General features: G+C 72.8%; 16 protein-coding genes. 5 read left to right on the top strand and 11 right to left on the bottom strand.

What is annotated here, in order from left to right:
* Positions 1–16: 16 nt before the first annotated feature.
* Together ABT137_RS26765 and ABT137_RS26760 are read right to left on the bottom strand one after the other, a co-directional pair.
* Positions 17–745 (bottom strand): DUF4232 domain-containing protein, encoded by a 729-nt coding sequence (locus tag ABT137_RS26765; protein ID WP_351713160.1) that lies wholly within the window; start codon positions 743–745, stop codon positions 17–19.
* A 137-nt stretch (positions 746–882) separates the two neighbouring features.
* The gene (locus ABT137_RS26760; protein ID WP_351713158.1) at positions 883–1,611 is read right to left on the bottom strand and encodes a DUF6445 family protein; all 729 of its coding nucleotides are present in this window, start codon (positions 1,609–1,611) and stop codon (positions 883–885) included.
* 214 nt (positions 1,612–1,825) lie between these two features.
* Between ABT137_RS26760 and ABT137_RS26755 the strand changes: the two genes are divergently transcribed.
* Positions 1,826–2,686, top strand: coding sequence for a DUF4142 domain-containing protein (locus tag ABT137_RS26755; RefSeq protein WP_351713156.1), 861 nt, complete (start codon positions 1,826–1,828; stop codon positions 2,684–2,686).
* Positions 2,687–2,692: 6 nt separating this feature from the next.
* Here ABT137_RS26755 and ABT137_RS26750 read toward each other — a convergent pair whose 3' ends face one another.
* Positions 2,693–4,339, bottom strand: coding sequence for a glycoside hydrolase family 13 protein (locus ABT137_RS26750; protein WP_351713154.1), 1,647 nt, complete (start codon positions 4,337–4,339; stop codon positions 2,693–2,695).
* Positions 4,340–4,593: 254 nt separating this feature from the next.
* On the opposite strand from ABT137_RS26750, the gene ABT137_RS26745 reads away from it, so the two are divergent.
* Positions 4,594–5,529, top strand: coding sequence for an LAETG motif-containing sortase-dependent surface protein (locus ABT137_RS26745; protein ID WP_351713152.1), 936 nt, complete (start codon positions 4,594–4,596; stop codon positions 5,527–5,529).
* 132 nt (positions 5,530–5,661) lie between these two features.
* Here ABT137_RS26745 and ABT137_RS26740 read toward each other — a convergent pair whose 3' ends face one another.
* The gene (locus ABT137_RS26740) at positions 5,662–6,645 is read right to left on the bottom strand and encodes a nucleoside hydrolase (protein WP_351713150.1); all 984 of its coding nucleotides are present in this window, start codon (positions 6,643–6,645) and stop codon (positions 5,662–5,664) included.
* A 92-nt stretch (positions 6,646–6,737) separates the two neighbouring features.
* The gene (locus ABT137_RS26735) at positions 6,738–7,628 is read right to left on the bottom strand and encodes an SDR family oxidoreductase (protein ID WP_351713149.1); all 891 of its coding nucleotides are present in this window, start codon (positions 7,626–7,628) and stop codon (positions 6,738–6,740) included.
* A 98-nt stretch (positions 7,629–7,726) separates the two neighbouring features.
* Here ABT137_RS26735 and ABT137_RS26730 point away from each other — a divergent pair, with 98 nt between their 5' ends.
* Positions 7,727–8,299, top strand: a complete 573-nt coding sequence (locus ABT137_RS26730) for a TetR/AcrR family transcriptional regulator (protein WP_351713147.1) — start codon at positions 7,727–7,729, stop codon at positions 8,297–8,299.
* Here ABT137_RS26730 and ABT137_RS26725 read toward each other — a convergent pair.
* Positions 8,292–9,308, bottom strand: coding sequence for an LLM class flavin-dependent oxidoreductase (locus tag ABT137_RS26725; protein ID WP_502984579.1), 1,017 nt, complete (start codon positions 9,306–9,308; stop codon positions 8,292–8,294). The genes ABT137_RS26730 and ABT137_RS26725 overlap by 8 nt on opposite strands.
* A gap of 71 nt (positions 9,309–9,379) precedes the next feature.
* Between ABT137_RS26725 and ABT137_RS26720 the strand changes: the two genes are divergently transcribed.
* Positions 9,380–10,159, top strand: a complete 780-nt coding sequence (locus ABT137_RS26720; protein ID WP_351713145.1) for a helix-turn-helix domain-containing protein — start codon at positions 9,380–9,382, stop codon at positions 10,157–10,159.
* A gap of 44 nt (positions 10,160–10,203) precedes the next feature.
* On the opposite strand, the gene ABT137_RS26715 is transcribed toward ABT137_RS26720, so the two are convergent.
* Positions 10,204–10,674, bottom strand: a complete 471-nt coding sequence (locus ABT137_RS26715) for an NUDIX domain-containing protein (RefSeq protein ID WP_351713143.1) — start codon at positions 10,672–10,674, stop codon at positions 10,204–10,206.
* A 2-nt stretch (positions 10,675–10,676) separates the two neighbouring features.
* Positions 10,677–11,510 carry an alpha/beta fold hydrolase gene (locus ABT137_RS26710; RefSeq protein ID WP_351713140.1) on the bottom strand — a complete coding sequence of 278 codons (834 nt, stop codon included), beginning with the start codon at positions 11,508–11,510 and terminating at the stop codon, positions 10,677–10,679.
* A 271-nt stretch (positions 11,511–11,781) separates the two neighbouring features.
* On the opposite strand from ABT137_RS26710, the gene ABT137_RS26705 reads away from it, so the two are divergent.
* A complete protein-coding gene (locus ABT137_RS26705; RefSeq protein WP_351713138.1) occupies positions 11,782–12,567 on the top strand; it encodes a hypothetical protein in 786 nt (261 codons plus the stop codon).
* 7 nt (positions 12,568–12,574) lie between these two features.
* Here the strand turns inward: ABT137_RS26705 and ABT137_RS26700 are convergent, their stop codons facing one another.
* From ABT137_RS26700 to ABT137_RS26690, 3 genes are all read right to left on the bottom strand, one after another.
* Positions 12,575–13,372: a TIGR03943 family putative permease subunit gene (locus tag ABT137_RS26700; protein ID WP_351713291.1), complete on the bottom strand. Its 798-nt coding sequence runs from the start codon at positions 13,370–13,372 to the stop codon at positions 12,575–12,577.
* Positions 13,369–14,373 carry a permease gene (locus ABT137_RS26695; protein ID WP_351713136.1) on the bottom strand — a complete coding sequence of 335 codons (1,005 nt, stop codon included), beginning with the start codon at positions 14,371–14,373 and terminating at the stop codon, positions 13,369–13,371. Before ABT137_RS26695 ends, ABT137_RS26700 begins: the two co-directional genes overlap by 4 nt.
* A gap of 125 nt (positions 14,374–14,498) precedes the next feature.
* The gene (locus ABT137_RS26690) at positions 14,499–16,106 is read right to left on the bottom strand and encodes an amidohydrolase (protein ID WP_351713134.1); all 1,608 of its coding nucleotides are present in this window, start codon (positions 16,104–16,106) and stop codon (positions 14,499–14,501) included.
* Positions 16,107–16,114 lie beyond the last annotated feature (8 nt).

The following is a 16,114-nucleotide window of genomic DNA, read 5'->3' as shown; positions in this document are numbered from 1 at the left end:
GCCGAGGGACCCGTGGTCACTCGCCGACCGGACCGATGAACGTACCCGGGTGGGTGGCGCCGTCCTGGAGCACCACGGCACCGCCGTGCCAGGGCAGGTCGTACGAGGTGCGCTGGTTCGGCGCGGTGATGACGACCGTGGTCGGCGTGAACGTGGTGGAGTCGCCCTGCGCCGGCACCAGGAAGGTGATCGCGAAGTTGGTGGAGGCGCCGTTCGCCAGGGTGACCCGCTTCGGGGTGGCGTTCGTGCGCTGGAGCGACCACTTCTGACCGCTGTTGACCAGGTCGACGCCCGGGAAGCCGTACATCGTGCAGGAGTGGCCGCTCTTGTTGGTGAACGCCACGACCGCGTGCTTCTGCTGGCCCGTGCCGCTGCCCGGGTCGGCCCAGGAGTAGCCGAGCTGGGAGGCCTGGCAGGCGGGCACCGAACCGGTGGCCGAGGAACCGCCGGAGGAGCTGCCCCCGGACGACGCCGAACCGCCGGACGCCGACGAGCCCGAGGTGCTCCCGCTGCCGCTGCTCCCCGTGCCGGAGGAGCCGCTGCCGGAGCCGCCCGTCGAACCGCCCGTCGAACCGTCGGCCGTCGTGGAGTCGCCCGCGGCCGGGGCCGCCGAGCCGCCGTCGGCGCTGACGGAGCCGGTCGCGGTGCCGTTGCACGCGGTCAGCAGGGCCAGCAGCGCGGCGGCGCCGGTCACGGCGACGGCGGTCTTGCGGACGTTCGTACGGCGGTTGCGAAGCTTCGACATGGGATCCCCCAGCGGCGGTGTCCTTCCCGGCTCTCTGCCGGACACCCCTTTCGATGCGGCCCCGGCGGGGGAAGTTCGGAGATCGCCGTCACGGGCCCGTTGTGGTCGTGTCACGCCCGCTGTTACAGACGCCCCGCTCACGCCATCCAGAAGAACACCGCCGTCATCCGCTTCTCCTCCAGCGTCTTTCCGGCGTAACCGGTCGCGCTGTGCACGAGGTTGGCGTTGTAGAGGAGCAGCCGGTTGTACTTGTGCGGGACCCGGACGTCCTCCTCGAAGTGGTCGCCCGGGACGAACCGGGTGCCGAGCGCCTCGACGAGGTTGTTGTGCGGGGCCTGCACGATGTTGCCGCCGAGCCGGCCGCCCGGCAGCGACTGGCGGTAGAACGCGGTGCCGCAGTCCTTGGCCACCCCGGGGTTGAGGTACAGCACCGCCGCGTACCGGCACAGCGCCCGCGAGTCGGTGTGCGGGCGCGGCTCGCTCTCGCCCTCGCCGACCACCTGGACGCAGTTGTGGTTGAGGGTGCCGCCGCCCGGCGCCTGCTGCACCCACAGCTTCCCGGCGCCGGTGGCCTTCCGCACCAGCTCCTCCACGACGGCGAGTTCGGCGGGTTCCAGGCCGGGCATGGTGCGCAGTCCGGGCCAGGTCTCCGAGGTGTACGGGTATCCCTGGACCCAGTCGTCCTTGGCCAGGCACCGCTCCCGTACGGCGTCCACGTCCGGGAGGACGTCGTCGAAGACCCAGTAGTCGCGGCCCTTGGTGGGCTTGCGGTAGGGCAGGACGGGCAGGGCAGGGCGCGCGGCGGGGCCCCGCGGGGCCGCTCCGTTGGGCAGCCGGGGGACTCGGGGGGATGACTGTGGGGGCATGCGGCGAAGCCTGCCCCCGACTTTGTCATGACCACTCTTACCAGAGGAAACCATCACCCTCTCCTGGTGAAGACATGGGAAGAAGGCGCCCCCGGCAGGGCCGGTCCTCACAAGTTCTTTGCCAAATCAAAAGGTTCGCGGCGCTTCCCCGTCCGTATTCCTCTGCGAACCGACCCCGCCCCGTGCGGGACCCCCGACCGGGCAGGAGGCACCGGTGCGCTTTTCGCGGAACGCGACGGGAACGCTGTTTGTTGGCGGAGCCCTGAGCTTCACCCTCGCGGCACTCGCCTACCCGAGCATGCTGGGTCTGAACACCGTGTCCAGCGACCCGACACGCGTGATCGCCAACACCCAGTGGGGGCCCCTCACCGAGGCCGACCGGGACTTCGTGGTGAAGGTGCGCGCGGCCGGACTCTGGGAGTACCCGGTGGGGCAACTCGGTGTGAAGAAGGGGCAGTCACAGGCCGTGATCACGGCCAGCCAGCACCTGATCGACGGGCACTCGGCGCTGGACACCACCGACCGCAAGGTCGCCCAGATGCTCAACATCACCATCCCGAACCTGGCGAGCCCGCAGCAGCAGGGGTTCGTCCAGACGCTGACCGCGGACACCGGCACGAAGTTCGACACCGACTTCGCCAACATCCTGCGCGTGACGCACGGTTCGATCTTCAACACGGTGGCGAAGATCCGGTCCACCACCGAGAACACGCTCGTGCGGGCCCTCGCCGACCAGGCCAACGACACGGTCCTCGACCACATCACGGTGATGGAGAAGACCGGTCTGGTCGACTTCCCGTCGGTCCTCTTCCAGGAGACGACCCCGCCGAAGCTGCCCGCCTCGGACCTGACCCCGCCGCCCCCCGCGGCCGGTCAGCCCCAGGTGGTCCTCACCCCGCCGCCGAACGCCACCTCGACCCCGGTGGACATCGACGGCCTCACCGGGGCGAGCGGCGGCACGGGGACGGCGACCGGCGGAACGGGAACCGGCACGGGTACCGGCACCGGGACCGGCACGGGCACCCAGACCACCGGGGTGAACGTGATCCCCGGCGCCACCCCCACCGCCGGCTGAGTCACCTCAGGCGCCCAGCCACACCGTGGTGTCGGGCGGCAGCGTGCCGTCATGCGGCAACGGCACGCTCGCCAGCAGCACTTCGCCCGGCGGCAGCGGCACCGGAGCGTCCGACACGTTCGTGACGCACCGCCAGCCCTCCGTCCGGGCGAAGTGCAGCACGCCCGCGGGCGCCTCGGCCCAGGTCAGCGTCTCGCCGTCCAGCAGCTTGCGGCGCAGCCGCAGTGCGGTGCGGTAGAGCTCCAGGGTGGAGCCCGCCGTCCCGGCCTGCGCCGCGACGGCGTACGACCCGAACCACTCCGGCTGCGGCAGCCAGGCACCGCCGGACCCGAAGCCGTACGACGGGCCGTCCGCCGTCCACGGCAGCGGCACCCGGCAGCCGTCGCGGCCCTTGCGGGTGTGGCCCGTCTGTTCCCAGATCGGGTCCTGGAGGACGGTGCCGGGCAGGTCGGCGACCTCGGGCAGGCCGAGTTCCTCGCCCTGGTAGACGTACGACGAGCCGGGCAGCGCGAGCATGAGGAGGGTGGCGGCGCGGGCACGCCTCAGGCCATGGGAGACATCGACGCGCGGCGCACGGCCGCCGGACAGCAGCCAGGCGTTCTCGTCCGTGCCGGGCGGCAGCGTCAGCCGGGAGGCGTGCCGTACGACGTCGTGGTTGGAGAGCACCCAGGTGGCGGAGGCGCCGGCCGTGCGGGCGGTGGCGAGCGAGCCGGTGATGACCTCGCGGAGCGCCTCGGCGTCCCACGGGGTCTGCAGGTACTCGAAGTTGAAGGCCTGGCCGAGTTCGTCGGGGCGGGCGTACAGCGCCCGTCGCGCGTCCGGTACCCAGGCCTCGGCGACGGCGGTGCGGGGCGGGCTGTAGGTGTCGAAGATCTTGCGCCAGTCGCGGTAGATCTCGTGCACCTCGTCGCGGTCCCAGTACGGGTGCGTGCCCGGCGGGACGCGCTCCAGCGCCTCCTCGCCGGTCGGGCCGAACTCGGCGACGTCCCGCAGCGGTTCGGCGAGGTCCTTCACCAGGGCGTGGGCCACGTCGACGCGGAAGCCGTCCACGCCCCGGTCGGACCAGAAGCGCAGGGTGGTGCGGAAGTCGGCGCGGACCTCCTCGTGCTCCCAGTTCAGGTCGGGCTGCTCGGGGGCGAACAGGTGCAGGTACCACTCGCCGTCCGGGACCCGGCGCCAGGCGCTGCCGCCGAACACCGACTGCCAGTCGGAGGGCGGGAGTTCGCCGTGCGCGCCGCGGCCGGGCCGGAAGACGTAGCGCTCCCGGGCCGCCGAGCCGGGGCCGGACAGCAGGGCCTCCCGGAACCAGGGGTGCAGGTGCGAGGTGTGGTTCGGGACGATGTCGACGATCACCTTCAGGCCCAGCCGGTGCGCCTCGGCGGTCATCGCGTCGAAGTCGTCCAGGGTGCCGAGGCGCGGGTCGACGTCGCGGTAGTCGGCGACGTCGTAGCCGCCGTCGGCGAGTTCGGACGGGTAGAACGGGCTGAGCCACAGGGCGTCCACGCCGAGCGCGCCCAGATGGGAGAGCCGCTCGGTGATGCCCTTGAGGTCACCGAGCCCGTCGCCGTCCGCGTCGGCGAAGCTGCGCGGATACACCTGGTAGATCACGGCCTGACGCCACCAGTCGGGATTCCTGGAGGAGAGGTCGACCACGCGCGTTCCTTCCGTTCGGACGGGGAGAGACCAACCAGAAGCCTGTCCACAATGCCGAGAAAGGGAACCTTCACACCGCACGGAGGGGATCATTCCCCCTGTGAGGGAGTTGTGCTGAACTCCCAATGGCCCTTGAATCACGGCAGGTTGACAGGGTTCGGCGCCCCGAACCACCATGGGCGCACGCTGTGGCGCATGTGACCAATGGGCCCGGTGTTTCTTCGCATTCCGCGAGCATCCACGATGGGATATCCATGTCCATAGCCAGACATGTCACCGCGCGCCGCCTGCTGGGGACGGGCGTCGCGTCGTTCGCCCTGTGTGCCGCCTCCGTCGCCGGTGCGTCCGGCGCCTGGGCGCACGGCACCCCGGGCGGTGACGGCTGGAAGTCCGGCGGCCACTACAGCCCCGGCACGGGTGCCGGTACGGAGACCGGCACCGACAAGTGCCAGTTCTCGATCGACGGCTCGAACTTCTTCGACTCGGTGAAGGTCGACGACCAGAACCTGAAGGTCACCGACGACGGCAAGGTCCACCTCAAGGTCCGCGCCGCCGCCGACGCCGCCTCCTGCACCGCCTCGCTCGCCTCCTACATCGCCCACGGCTCCTCCTTCGCCACCTCGGGCCAGCAGATCTTCGTCGACTTCGACTCGGTGACGGTCAAGCAGGGCCAGACCGACTCCCTCGACATCGCGGTCCCGGACGCCGGCTGCTTCGCGCAGATCGACCTCTACCGGGGCGCGACGAAGTTCGACGGCAACAAGGACGCCAACGACGGTTTCGAGCACGGCGACCTGCCGGCCGGCCCGGACCACCCGGTCATCAAGGACAAGCTGATCGCGTCCTGGAACGGCGGCACGAAGGACTGCTCGACGACCCAGTCGTCCTCGCCGTCCCCGTCGTCCCCCGCCTCCGAGTCGACCCCGGCCACCCCGCCGCCCGCGAAGACCACCACCCCGGCGTCCTCGGAGAGCTCGGCGACCGGCACGGCCTCCGCGTCCCCCTCCCCGTCCGAGTCGACGACCACCCCGGCGGCGGCCCCGAGCACCAACTCCGGCGGTGGCGGCGACCTGGCCCACACCGGCGCCAGCTCCAGCACCGGTTACATCGCCGGCGGCGCGGCCGTGCTGCTGGCCGGCGGCGGCGCGATCGTCGTCGCGACCCGGCGCCGCAAGGCGACCCGCGCCTGATCCCTTCGGGTACGTCCGTACGCCCCGGCCGTCGTGGACGGCCGGGGCGTACGTGTGTCCCCGAGGCCGGCGGCCGAGCGGGGCCGACGAGGTGCGCTGCGGTCAGGCGGACGCCCGGGGCCGGTCGGCTTGCTACCGGCCGCCGGCGACGGTCTCCAGGTACAGCCTCACGTACCGCTCCACGTCGACGTCCAACGCCACGTCCACCAGGGCCTGTTCGCGGGCACCGCCGTGGATCTCGGCCTCGCCGGGGCGGGGACGGCGGTCGACGACGGTCTGGCCCCGGGTCGGCCCCGGGGCGAGGGAGACCTCGACCGGGAGGAGCCGGGTGGTCAGACCGGCCGGATCGGCCACGGCACAGACCGCGCCCGCGTCCCCGAGGCCGCCGGCCGGGTCGTCGCCGTCGGGGGCCTCGCCGTCCGGATCGGGGCCGGCCGGCCGGTGCGCGAGCAGCTCCCCGGCGAGCCGGGCCCCCGGTTCCGCGCTCGCGCGCAGCCGTCGTACCTCCGTGCTCGGCACCACGACCCGCTGGAAGACGTCCAGGCCGTACATGGTGATCGGCACACCGGCGGTGAGCAGGACGGCGGCCGCCTCGGGGTCGTGCCAGACGTTGAACTCGGCCACCGGGGTGGCGTTCCCGGTGGCGACCGCGCCGCCCATGAACACGATCCGCTCGATGTTCCGGGTCACCTCCGGGTGGGTGCGCAGCAGCAGGGCGATGTTGGTGAGCGGCGCGGTGGGAATCAGGGTGACCGGGCGGGGCGAGCCGAGGATCTCGCGGCGCAGCAGGGTGACGGCGTCGACGTCGGCGGGGCGCCGGGTGGGCGCGGGCAGTCCCAGATCCCCCATCCCGTCCGCCCCGTGCACATGCCGCGCCGACCGCGCCGCCTCGATCAACGGCCGCTCGGCCCCCCGGGCGACCGGAACGTCCCCGGCCCCGGCCCGCTCCAGCACGGTCAGGGTGTTCCGGACCACCCCGTCCACGTCCGTGTTCCCGGCGACACAGCTCACCGCCCGCAGCTCCAGCCCCGGGTGGCGCACGGCGAACAGCAGGGCGAGGGCGTCGTCGACACCGGTGTCGCAGTCGATGATCACGGGGATGGGCTGACCGGTCACAGTGGGGCTCCTTTCACCGGCCCTGACTCTAGGCGGCCGACGGAGCGGCTCCCCCAAAGGGGGTGGGGGGGCTGTCTCCCCCCTATCTATCCTCACTCCTCCTCGAAGTAGTGCCCCTCCTCAAAATCCGCCACCAGTCCCGCCTCCACCGGCTGCCACCCCAGCAGCTCCCGGGTCCGTGCGCTCTTCACCGGCACGTCGAGCGAGATCAGCCCGCCGAAGAAGCCGAAGTGCCCGGCGAGCCGCTCCTCCGGAACGCTCTCCACCGGAACCCCCAGCCGCCGCCCGATCACCTCGGCGATGTCGCGCACCGCGACCCCCTCCTCGGCCGCCGCGTGCAACTCCGCGCCCGCCGGCGCCTTCTCCAGCGCGAGCCGGTAGAGCCGGGCGAGGTCCAGCGTGTGCACGGCGGACCACTGGTTCGAACCGTCCCCGGCATAGCCGGAGACCCCGGCGGCCCGCGCGATCCGGATCAGGATCGGCAGGAACCCGCTCCGGTCCCGCGTACTGTGCACGACCGGCGGAATCCCGACGAGCACGCTCCGCACCCCCTGTTCGGCGAGCTCGCCGAACAGCCGCCCCGTGGCGGTCCGCGGATTGGCGCTGTACGCCGCGCCGAGGTGCTCGTTGCCGTCACCGCTCCCCATGCCGACCCCCATGAGGACCTTCCCGGTCCCGGCGAGCGCCTCGCCGAACACCCGCACCACGGCGAGGTCGGTGGCCGCCGCCCCGGCCATGTCCCCGGCGGCCATCGCCGCGTGGCCGAAGGCGAGATGGACGACGGCGTCGGCGTCGACCGCGGCCGCCCGCAGGCCGTCCGGATCCGCCAGGTCACCGCGGCGGACCTCGGCCCCCAGGGCCTTGACGGCCGCCGCGGAGTTCTCTGACCGGGCGAGGCCGACGACCTCGTGCCCGGCCTGCAGCAGTTCGGGGATGACGGCGGAGGCGATGTGACCGCTGGCGCCGGTGACGAAAACACGCATGACAGCACTCTCCCGATGGGCGAGAAGAAGGTGATGTGACTCGGTACCGTCACCATACCCCTGTGACGGTACCGAGTCACATCACCTAAGCTGTTCCCATGGCCCGATGGGAACCGAACGCGCGGATGCGCCTCGTACAAGCCGCGATCGACCTGTTCTGCGAGCAGGGGTACGACAGCACCACCGTCGCCCAGATCGCCGAGCGGGCCGGGCTGACCAAGACGACGTTCTTCCGGCACTTCCCGGACAAGCGCGAGGTGCTGTTCACGGGCCAGGAGGAGCACGGCCGCCTGCTGGCCGAGGGAGCCGCGGCGGCGCCCGGCACCGCGACCCCGCTGGAGGTGGTGGCCGCCGCCTTGGACGCTGTGGCCGGTTCCTTCACCCCGGAGCAGCGCGCGTTCGGCCCGCGGCTGATGCAGGTCATCGGCAGCCACAGCGAGCTGCGGGAACGCGCCGCGTTCAAGAGCCTCACCCTCGCCACCACGCTGGCCACGGCCCTCCACGACCGCGGCGTCCCCGACCCCACCGCGTCCCTCGCCGCCCACCTGGGCGCCCAGGCCTTCTCCGCCGCCTTCGCCCGCTGGATCACCCCGGCGAACGAACGCACCCTCCCCGACCTGGCCCGCCACGCCCTGACCGAACTCCGTGAGGCGACCGCGGCCCTCACGTAGCGGGCCGGGTCACTCCCACAGCGCGGTCCCGCGCCCCGCCACCCGCTCCCCGATCCGCCCGGACGGCCGGGATCAGGTCTGCGGCCCGTTCGAGCTGGTCGCGCTGGGAGCGCAGGTCCAGGGCGCCGAGGCGTACGACGATGTGCCGGGCGCCGGCGGCGACGTACCGTCCCAGGCACGCGCACACCTGGTCGGCGGTGCCGGCGACGACCGCCTGGATCTTCTCCAGTTCCTCCAGCGGCATGCCGTAGGTGGCCCGTGCGTAGGCGTCCAGTGCCCGGCGGCCGCTCTCGATGTCGTCGTCGATCCGTACCGAGACGAACAGTGCGGGGGTGATGTTCTCGGCCGCGCGTCCCGCGGCGGCCGCCGCGGTACGGATATCGCGCAGGCCGGACGCGTAGTCGGCGGGTTCGGGCGGGTACGGCAGCCATCCGTCGTACCTGAGGCCGGTGCGGGCCAGCGCCGCGGGGGTCGCGCCGCCGAGCCAGACGGGCGGGCCACCGGCTCGGTACGGCCTGGTCATGGGCGGGATGTCATCGAACCGGAGGATCTCGCCGTGGAAGGCATCGGCACCGGCCCACAGGGCCCGCCACAGGGCGACGGTCTCGTCCAGGCGGGCGAAGCGCCTGTCCCACGGCAGCTCGGACAGCGTGTAGAGGGGCCGCCCGAAGCGGCCGGGGAAGCCTGCGCCGACGGTCACGGTGAGCCGACCGCCGGACAGCAGGTCGATCGATGCGAGGGACTGGGCCGTCTGGATCGGCCGACGGAGGAACGGCAACAGTGCGGCCGTACCCAGCGTCACGTTCTCGGTCGCCGGGGCGAGCGCGGCCAGCATCGTGAGCGCCTCGATGCGCGGGCTGATCAGGGAGTCGTTGACGAAGAGCGAGGAGAAGCCGAGGTGTTCGGCCCGGCGGCCGAGGGCGACCAGCTCGCGAGGGTCGTCGTCCGGGCCCCACTGGGCGGTTCCGGTCGGAAGCAGTACGCCGATGTCCATGTCGGTGATGTTCACGACCGTTGTGAGGGTCGGCAATTCCCTGCGGGGAATGGCCCGGAGCCCTCCGCCACCGTTAGAACAGGAGCGTGGACTTCCCTCGTACGCTGCGCGAACGTCGTACCCGCCGGCATCTCAGCCAACTCGACCTGGCCCTGCGGGCGGGCACCACCCAGCGACACCTCAGCTTCATCGAGTCCGGCAGGTCCGTCCCGGGCCGGAACATGGTCGTGCGCCTGGCCGAGTCGCTGGAACTGACACTGCGGGAGCGCAACGAACTGCTGCTGGCGGCCGGTTACGCACCCGCCTACCCGGAGAGCCCACTCGACGACCCGGTGCTGGCCCCCGTGCGCACGGCGATCGACCACATCCTGCGCGGGCATCTGCCGTATCCGGCACTGGTGGTGGACGGCGGCGGTGACCTGATCGCAGCGAACGCGGCATTCGACCTGATTTCCGAGGGAGCGGCCCCCCACCTGGTGGGCGAGGGCACCAACATCTACCGCCTCGCCCTGCACCCCGACGGCATGGCTCCCCGCATCCTCAACCTCGCCGAATGGGCGCGCCACGTCCTGGCCCGCCTCGGCCACCTGGAGGAGCTGCGCTCCGAACTCACCGGGTACGTTCCCGACCTGGAACCGTCCGCAGGTTCCCTGGGTTTCGCGGTTCCGCTCCGTCTGCGGTCCTCGTACGGCGAGTTGCGCCTGATGACGACCGTGACGACCTTCGCCACCGCCGTCGACGTGACACTCGCCGAACTGAAGCTGGAGGCGTTCCTGCCGGCCGACCCCGAGACGGCCCAGGCCCTCTCGGCGGCCGCCGAACCCACGGCCTCCACTGCCGCGGGTCAGGCCCCGGGGAACATGTAGTCGGCCTTGATCCGGCCGGGCAATTCCCCCCGGGGAAGCCGGGGTCACCCGAGATAGGGCCGATCACGGTGTTCCAGGAAGTGACGGATCCTGAGCCGTTGGGTGTGGTGCATCGGCAGTCGGTCGATCTCCCCCGGCCGGACGAACCGCAGCTCCGTGGACTCGTCCGAGATCGCGAGTTCACCGCCGGCCGTGCGGGCGGTGAAGCAGACGTTGAACTGTCTGCGCACCTCGCCGTCCGCGTAGGCGATGACGTGGCGAGGGTCGGTGTACGTGCCCACGAGCCCGGTGATCTCCACGTCCAGGCCCGTTTCCTCCTTCACCTCGCGGACGGCGGTACCCGGTAGCGAGTCGGTCATCTCCATGCCGCCACCGGGTAGCGCCCAGAGATCGTTGTCGCGTCGGCGCTGCAGGAGAATGCGTCCTCGGTCGTCAGTGACCACCGCGGATGCCGCGACGACCAGGGTGGTGGGTGTGGGGGCGTCCGGATCGTCGTAGTACTCGGTCCGCGCCATGATCAGCCTTCGCCGGTGACCGGCAGCTCCGCGATGAACTGGTCCAGCAGGGACGCGAGTTCATCCGGTGTCTCCTCCTGCGGGGCATGGCCGGCGGCGGGGATGAGCTGGACGGTGCCGCGCCAGAGGGTGGGGGCGTGGAGCTTGTGGAGGTAGGACAGGTTGACGAACTGTTCGCCCTCGCCGTGCAGGACGGCCAGTGGCTTGGTGAGGGTGGCGACGATCTCGGTCTCGTCGGCGCCCGGTCCGGCGAGGCTGGCGGCCAGGTCGCTGCGGGCGGTGCCGTCCGTGGCCAGGATGTCGGCGACCAGGTCCGTGGTGGGGAGGGGGGAGCCGGGGGCGTAGAAGGACCGGGCGTAGGCCAGGGCGGCCTCGCGGTCCACGTCCGCCGTGAAGCCGGTCTGCACCGCCGGGATGGGGAGGAACGCCTCGGCCAGGTCGCCGGGGCCGCCGAGGGGCGGGGTGCCGAAGACCGCGTAGCCGGCCGCGTCGGCGAGGAGCGGGGACGCCTCCAGGGCGATGTGGCCGCCGAGGCTCCAGCCGACGATCACGGCGTCCCGTGCGTCCAGCGCGTCGACGAAGCCGGCGAGCACGGCGGCGTAGCCGGGCACCGAGTACACGCCCGACCCGGGCTCCGCGGCCGGCGACTCGCCGTGCCCGGGCAGGTCGAGGGCGAGGCAGCGGTGGCGCCGGCCGAACTCGCCGTCCAGGAGGTGACGCCAGGTCCTGGAGGACGAGGAGTTGCCGTGCACCAGGACGACCGGGCGCCCCTGTCCGGGACTGCGGCGGTAGGCGATCTCCCGCCCCTGCACACCTGCGAATGCGTGGCTCGTCATGGGTCCCGATCGTAGGAGGCGAGGGCGGACAGCGGGGAGGAGCGGACGGGACGACGGGCTGGTACCCAGGGACATCCGGCCGTGGCTCAGGGACGGTTCCCGGACGGCTTGGCCACGAACGTCGGCTCGGCCGACTTCCCCCAGGGACTCACCCGGACGGACCGGAGCGGTGGCGCGCGGGGGCGGGGGGTGGTGGCGTGGGAGCACGCACTCCGCTGCTCCTGTGTCCCGTTCCGCTGCTTCCGAGTCCTGGTCCTGGGGAGTCCCCCGCATGAAAGTCTTCGCCTCCGGTCTCGCCGTCGTCGGCCTCCTCGCCGTCTCCGCCTGCACCGCCGCCGAGCCGCCGGAGGCGTCCGCCCCGGTCTCCGCCTCGTCCGCCGGCGCGACCACGGCCGAGCGGGCCGCCCCGACCAGTCCGGCGTCCTCGTCCGACACCCCGGCGCTCACCATCGAGCAGGCGCAGGCCGCGCTGATCGACGAGAGCGACCTGGGCGTGCCGTGGACGGCGACCGACGGCACCGCCACCTGGCACGACGGCCTGCTCAAGGCGGCCACCGGCCAGGCCGACTGCCAGCGCCTCCTGGAGGCCCTCTACACCGACGAACTGCTCGGCACCCCGGCCGGCCCGCAGGCCGCCACCGCCCTCGACGACGGCGACGACGCGGCCCAGCTCCGCTACCAGGTCGACGCGAGCCGCTCCGCCGACGTCGAGCGGACCCTGGCCTGGCTGCGGACCCTGCCCCGCACCTGCGGGCAGTTCACCGCGCAGACGACCGCGGCCGGGACCGAGGCGGTCCAGATCGCCGACGCCGGGCTGCCGCACGACCTCGGCGACGCGCGCCAGGGGCTCCGGATGACCCTCACCACACAGCCCTCCGCCGCCGACGCCCCCACCACCCTCACCCTCGACGTGGCCGTCGTCCGCGTCGGCGACGACGCGATCGTCCTCACCGCCGGCGCCCTCGGCACCCTCCCCGACGACACGACCGAACAGGCCCTCGACATCGGCGTCCAGCGCCTCGCCCAGGTACGGGAGAAGGGGCGGGCGCAGGCCTAGCCGGCGGCTAGTTCCGGGTCTCGTACGGGTCCGACGGCTGCCTCACCGTCTTCGCCGACGTCGCGTCCAGCACGGGCGGCCACGCCGCGTCCGAGCCCAGCTTTCCCTTCGGGTGCCAGGTGCCGGTGACGGTGACCCAGGTGTCGGTGGGCGGCGCGTCCTCGCCCCGGATCTCGACCTTGCTGGTGGTCGCGTCGGCGGCGCAGCACGTGACCATCAGGCGGGTCAGGTACCAGGTGCCGCCGGAGCCGTGCGTCACGAAGCCCGTCATCCGGACGGTACGGCCCCTCAGCGAGCGCCCGCTGTCGTAGATCGCCCGCGAGCTGAACCCGGCGAGGGTCAGCTCCACCGGGTTCCCGGCCGGCAGCGCCGGGAACCTCCCGACCCCTTGCGCCGCCCGTTGCGCCGCCTCGCGCCCCGCGCTGTACGAACCGAGGGCCGGGGGAGGGAAGAGGAGCAGGGCGAGCGCGGGGAGGGTGAGCAGCCAGGCGATGCGGGGGCCGGCGGCACCGTGGTGGCTATGGCCGTCGTCGTCGCCGTCGTGCTCACTTTCGTGCTCGCCGTCGTGCTCACTTTCGTGCTCGCCGTCGTGCTCACTTTCGTGCTCGCCGTCCGGTGTGCGGCCCCTCGGTCCTCGCAGTACCGCCGTCGTCGCGCCCAGCAGGATCAGGACGATGCCTGAGGCGATCAGGTACGGGCGCAGGGCCGCCTGCACGTACCTGAGATACAGGTCGCCGAGGAGCGTGATCCGCAGGACCGCCGCGCCGACCAGGCAGAGCAGGACCGGTCCGCCGTAGCGCCTCACAGCAGCCACCACCCCACCAGGACGCTGGACGACAACGCCACCAGCCAGGTCGCCGAGGAGAAGCGGAGCGCGAAGCGCCGGCCGAAGGTGCCCGCCTGGAGGGCGATCAGCTTCAGGTCGACCATCGGGCCCACCACCATGAACGCCAGCCGGGCCGTCGCCGGGAACGCGCTGAGCGAGGCGGCCACGAAGGCGTCGGCCTCGCTGCACACGCACAGCACGACGGCGAGCACCGCGAGGAGGGGTACGGCCGTCCACGCGGAGCCGGTGAAGACGTCGAGGACCGATCTGGGCACCGCGATGTTGAAGGTCGCCGCGGCCGCCGCGCCCAGCACCAGGAAGCCGCCCGCGTGCAGGAAGTCGTGCTGCAGGCCGGCGACGAAGGCGCGGGGGCCGGTGGTGTGGGGGGTGTGGGCGGTGCGGGGCGGGCGCAGCCAGTCGTCGCGGCCGAACCGCGCCCACAGCCAGCCCATCACCACCGCCGTGCCGAGGGAGGCGAGCAGCCGGGCCAGCACCATCATCGGCTGACCGGGGAACGCGATCGAGGTCGCCACCAGCACGACCGGGTTGATCGCGGGTGCGGAGAGGAGGAAGGCGAGGGCTGCGGCCGGGGCCACCCCGCGGCGCATCAGGCTGCCGGCCACGGGCACGGAGGCGCACTCGCAGCCGGGCAGGACAACGCCCGCTGCCCCCGCCACGGGAACGGCGAGGGCCTGGTTGCGGGGGAGGAGGCGGGTGAACAGCCGCTCCGGGACGAAGGCGCCGATCGCCGCGGAGACGACGGTGCCGAGGAGGAGGAAGGGGACGCCCTGGACGGCGACCGCCGTGAACACGGTCCACCAGGCGGCGACGGGTGGGGTGTAGAGGTCGAGGGCGAGGGTGGGGCCCAGGAACGAGGCGACGGTCGCGATGGCGAGGAGGGCGGTGCCGCCGAGGACCACGTGGACGACGGCCCGTGTCAGGAGACGCAGGCCGTCGGCTCCTGTCCGTTGGTCTTGCACGTGCAGGACGCTAGTGAACGGGGCTGTTGCTTGGCACAGAGATTGCTGTGTGTCAGGTGCGGGCCGGTGGGGGCTTGTCGCGCAGTTCCTCCCCCAGCCTTCGGCCGGGGGTACCCCCAGCGCCCCTAAAGGGGCACTACGACCCCGCCCACGAAAGTGTGAACGGGCCTCAGGTCCCGCAACGCTTCCCCGGACACCGTCGCCGGGTCCCGGTCCCACACCGTGAAGTCCGCCCAGCGGCCCGTGGTCAGGGTGCCGCGGACCCGGTCCTCGCCCGTCAGGCGGGCCGCCTGGGTGGTGTGCAGGGTCAGCGCCTCCTCATAACTGATCGCGTGCTCGGGACCCTTCACCCCGATGACCGTCTGCCGCGTCGTCATGCCCCACACCGAGCGCATCGCGCCGAACTGGCCGACCGGGAAGTCGGAGCCCGCGCTGACCTGGGCGTCCAGGTCGATCCAGCCGCGGGCCGGGAAGAGGCGGGCGACCCGCTCCGGGCCCCAGAAGCCCTCCTCGACCTCGGCGGTGTCGTGCAGCAGCGGCTGCTGGATGGTGACGGGGATGCCGAGGGCGACGGCGCGGGCGCGCTGCTCGGAGCCGGCGAGGCCGCCGTGCTCCATCACCAGCGAGCCGGCGGGCAGACCGGGATTGCGGTCCAGGACGCGCTCGTAGACGTCCAGCAGGACACGGACCGCCCGGTCGCCGTAGGCGTGGGTGCCGACCCGCCGGCCGCGCCGGACCACCGCCTCGACCGCCTCGACCAGCGCGTCCGGCTCCCAGATCAGCATCCCGGAGAAGGAGTGGTCACAGGCGTACGGCTCCTCGGTGGCACCGGCCTCCAGGCCGCCGTCGAGGCCGAACTTCACGCCCCACACCGACAGGTACGGGTCGGAGGTGTCGCGCCACTCCTCCATGGTGTCGAGCAGTTCCTCCACCTGGGCCGCGCTCGTCATGCCGAGCGCCGAGATCAGCGCGCGCACCCTGGTGTGCAGGGCGCCGGCCTCGCGGGCGGCCAGGAGGACCCGGTAGTCCTCGGGGGCGACCGCGCAGTCCCGCACGGTGCCGATGCCGGTGGCCGCGTAGTCGCGGGAGGCGATCCGGAGACCCTCGATGCGCCGGTCCCGGTCGGGGGCCGGGACCAGGCGCTCCACCAGGTGCAGGGCGTTGTCGATGAGACGGCCGTCCAGCCTGCCCTCGGCGTCGCGGCCGATGGTGCCGCCGGGCGGTACGGGGGTGTCCTCGGTGATGCCCGCGAGGCGCAGCGCGTAGCTGTTGACGACGTCGTTGTGGCCGCCGCGCTTGACCAGGACCGGGTGCCGGTCGGTGGCCGTGTCGAGTTCGGCCGCGGTGGGCATGCGGCGCTCGGCCAGGTTCAGTTCCTGCCAGTTGGTGGTGGTGCGGATCCACTCGCCCTCGGGGGTGGCCGCGGCCCGCTGCCGGATCAGGTCGAGGAACTCGGGGATGGTGCGGGCCCGGTGGACGGGGACGTCCTGGGCGCCGAGCGCGGCGAAGATCAGGTGGGTGTGGGTGTCGTCGAAGGCGGGCAGCACGGTGGCGCCGGGCAGGTCACGGACCTCGGTCCGCGCGGTCACCAGGTGGTCGAGGCCGTGCGGGTCCGCGGACACGGCGGCGATCCGGTCGCCGCGCACCGCCAGGGCCCGCTGCGGGGCCTGGCCGGGCACCAGGGTGTGCACCGCGCCGGCGCGGATCAGCAGGTCGGCTCCGTGGTCGGTCATCGTCTTCT

Origin of the sequence: Streptomyces sp. NPDC001980 (assembly GCF_040296885.1) — a bacterium.
Lineage (GTDB): Bacteria > Actinomycetota > Actinomycetes > Streptomycetales > Streptomycetaceae > Streptomyces.
The sequence above is the reverse complement of the archived record's forward strand: the minus strand, read 5'-3'. Positions and strand labels throughout refer to the sequence as shown.

Excerpts from the sequence above, each read along its gene's own strand:
- ABT137_RS26730 (WP_351713147.1), top strand. The coding sequence starts at position 7,727 with ATGGCCCGATGGGAACCGAACGCGCGGATGCGCCTCGTACAAGCCGCG.
- ABT137_RS26765 (WP_351713160.1), bottom strand. The coding sequence starts at position 745 with ATGTCGAAGCTTCGCAACCGCCGTACGAACGTCCGCAAGACCGCCGTC.
- ABT137_RS26690 (WP_351713134.1), bottom strand. The coding sequence starts at position 16,106 with ATGACCGACCACGGAGCCGACCTGCTGATCCGCGCCGGCGCGGTGCAC.
- ABT137_RS26760 (WP_351713158.1), bottom strand. The coding sequence starts at position 1,611 with ATGCCCCCACAGTCATCCCCCCGAGTCCCCCGGCTGCCCAACGGAGCG.
- ABT137_RS26745 (WP_351713152.1), top strand. The coding sequence starts at position 4,594 with ATGTCCATAGCCAGACATGTCACCGCGCGCCGCCTGCTGGGGACGGGC.
- ABT137_RS26735 (WP_351713149.1), bottom strand. The coding sequence starts at position 7,628 with ATGCGTGTTTTCGTCACCGGCGCCAGCGGTCACATCGCCTCCGCCGTC.
- ABT137_RS26705 (WP_351713138.1), top strand. The coding sequence starts at position 11,782 with ATGAAAGTCTTCGCCTCCGGTCTCGCCGTCGTCGGCCTCCTCGCCGTC.
- ABT137_RS26715 (WP_351713143.1), bottom strand. The coding sequence starts at position 10,674 with ATGGCGCGGACCGAGTACTACGACGATCCGGACGCCCCCACACCCACC.
- ABT137_RS26710 (WP_351713140.1), bottom strand. The coding sequence starts at position 11,510 with ATGACGAGCCACGCATTCGCAGGTGTGCAGGGGCGGGAGATCGCCTAC.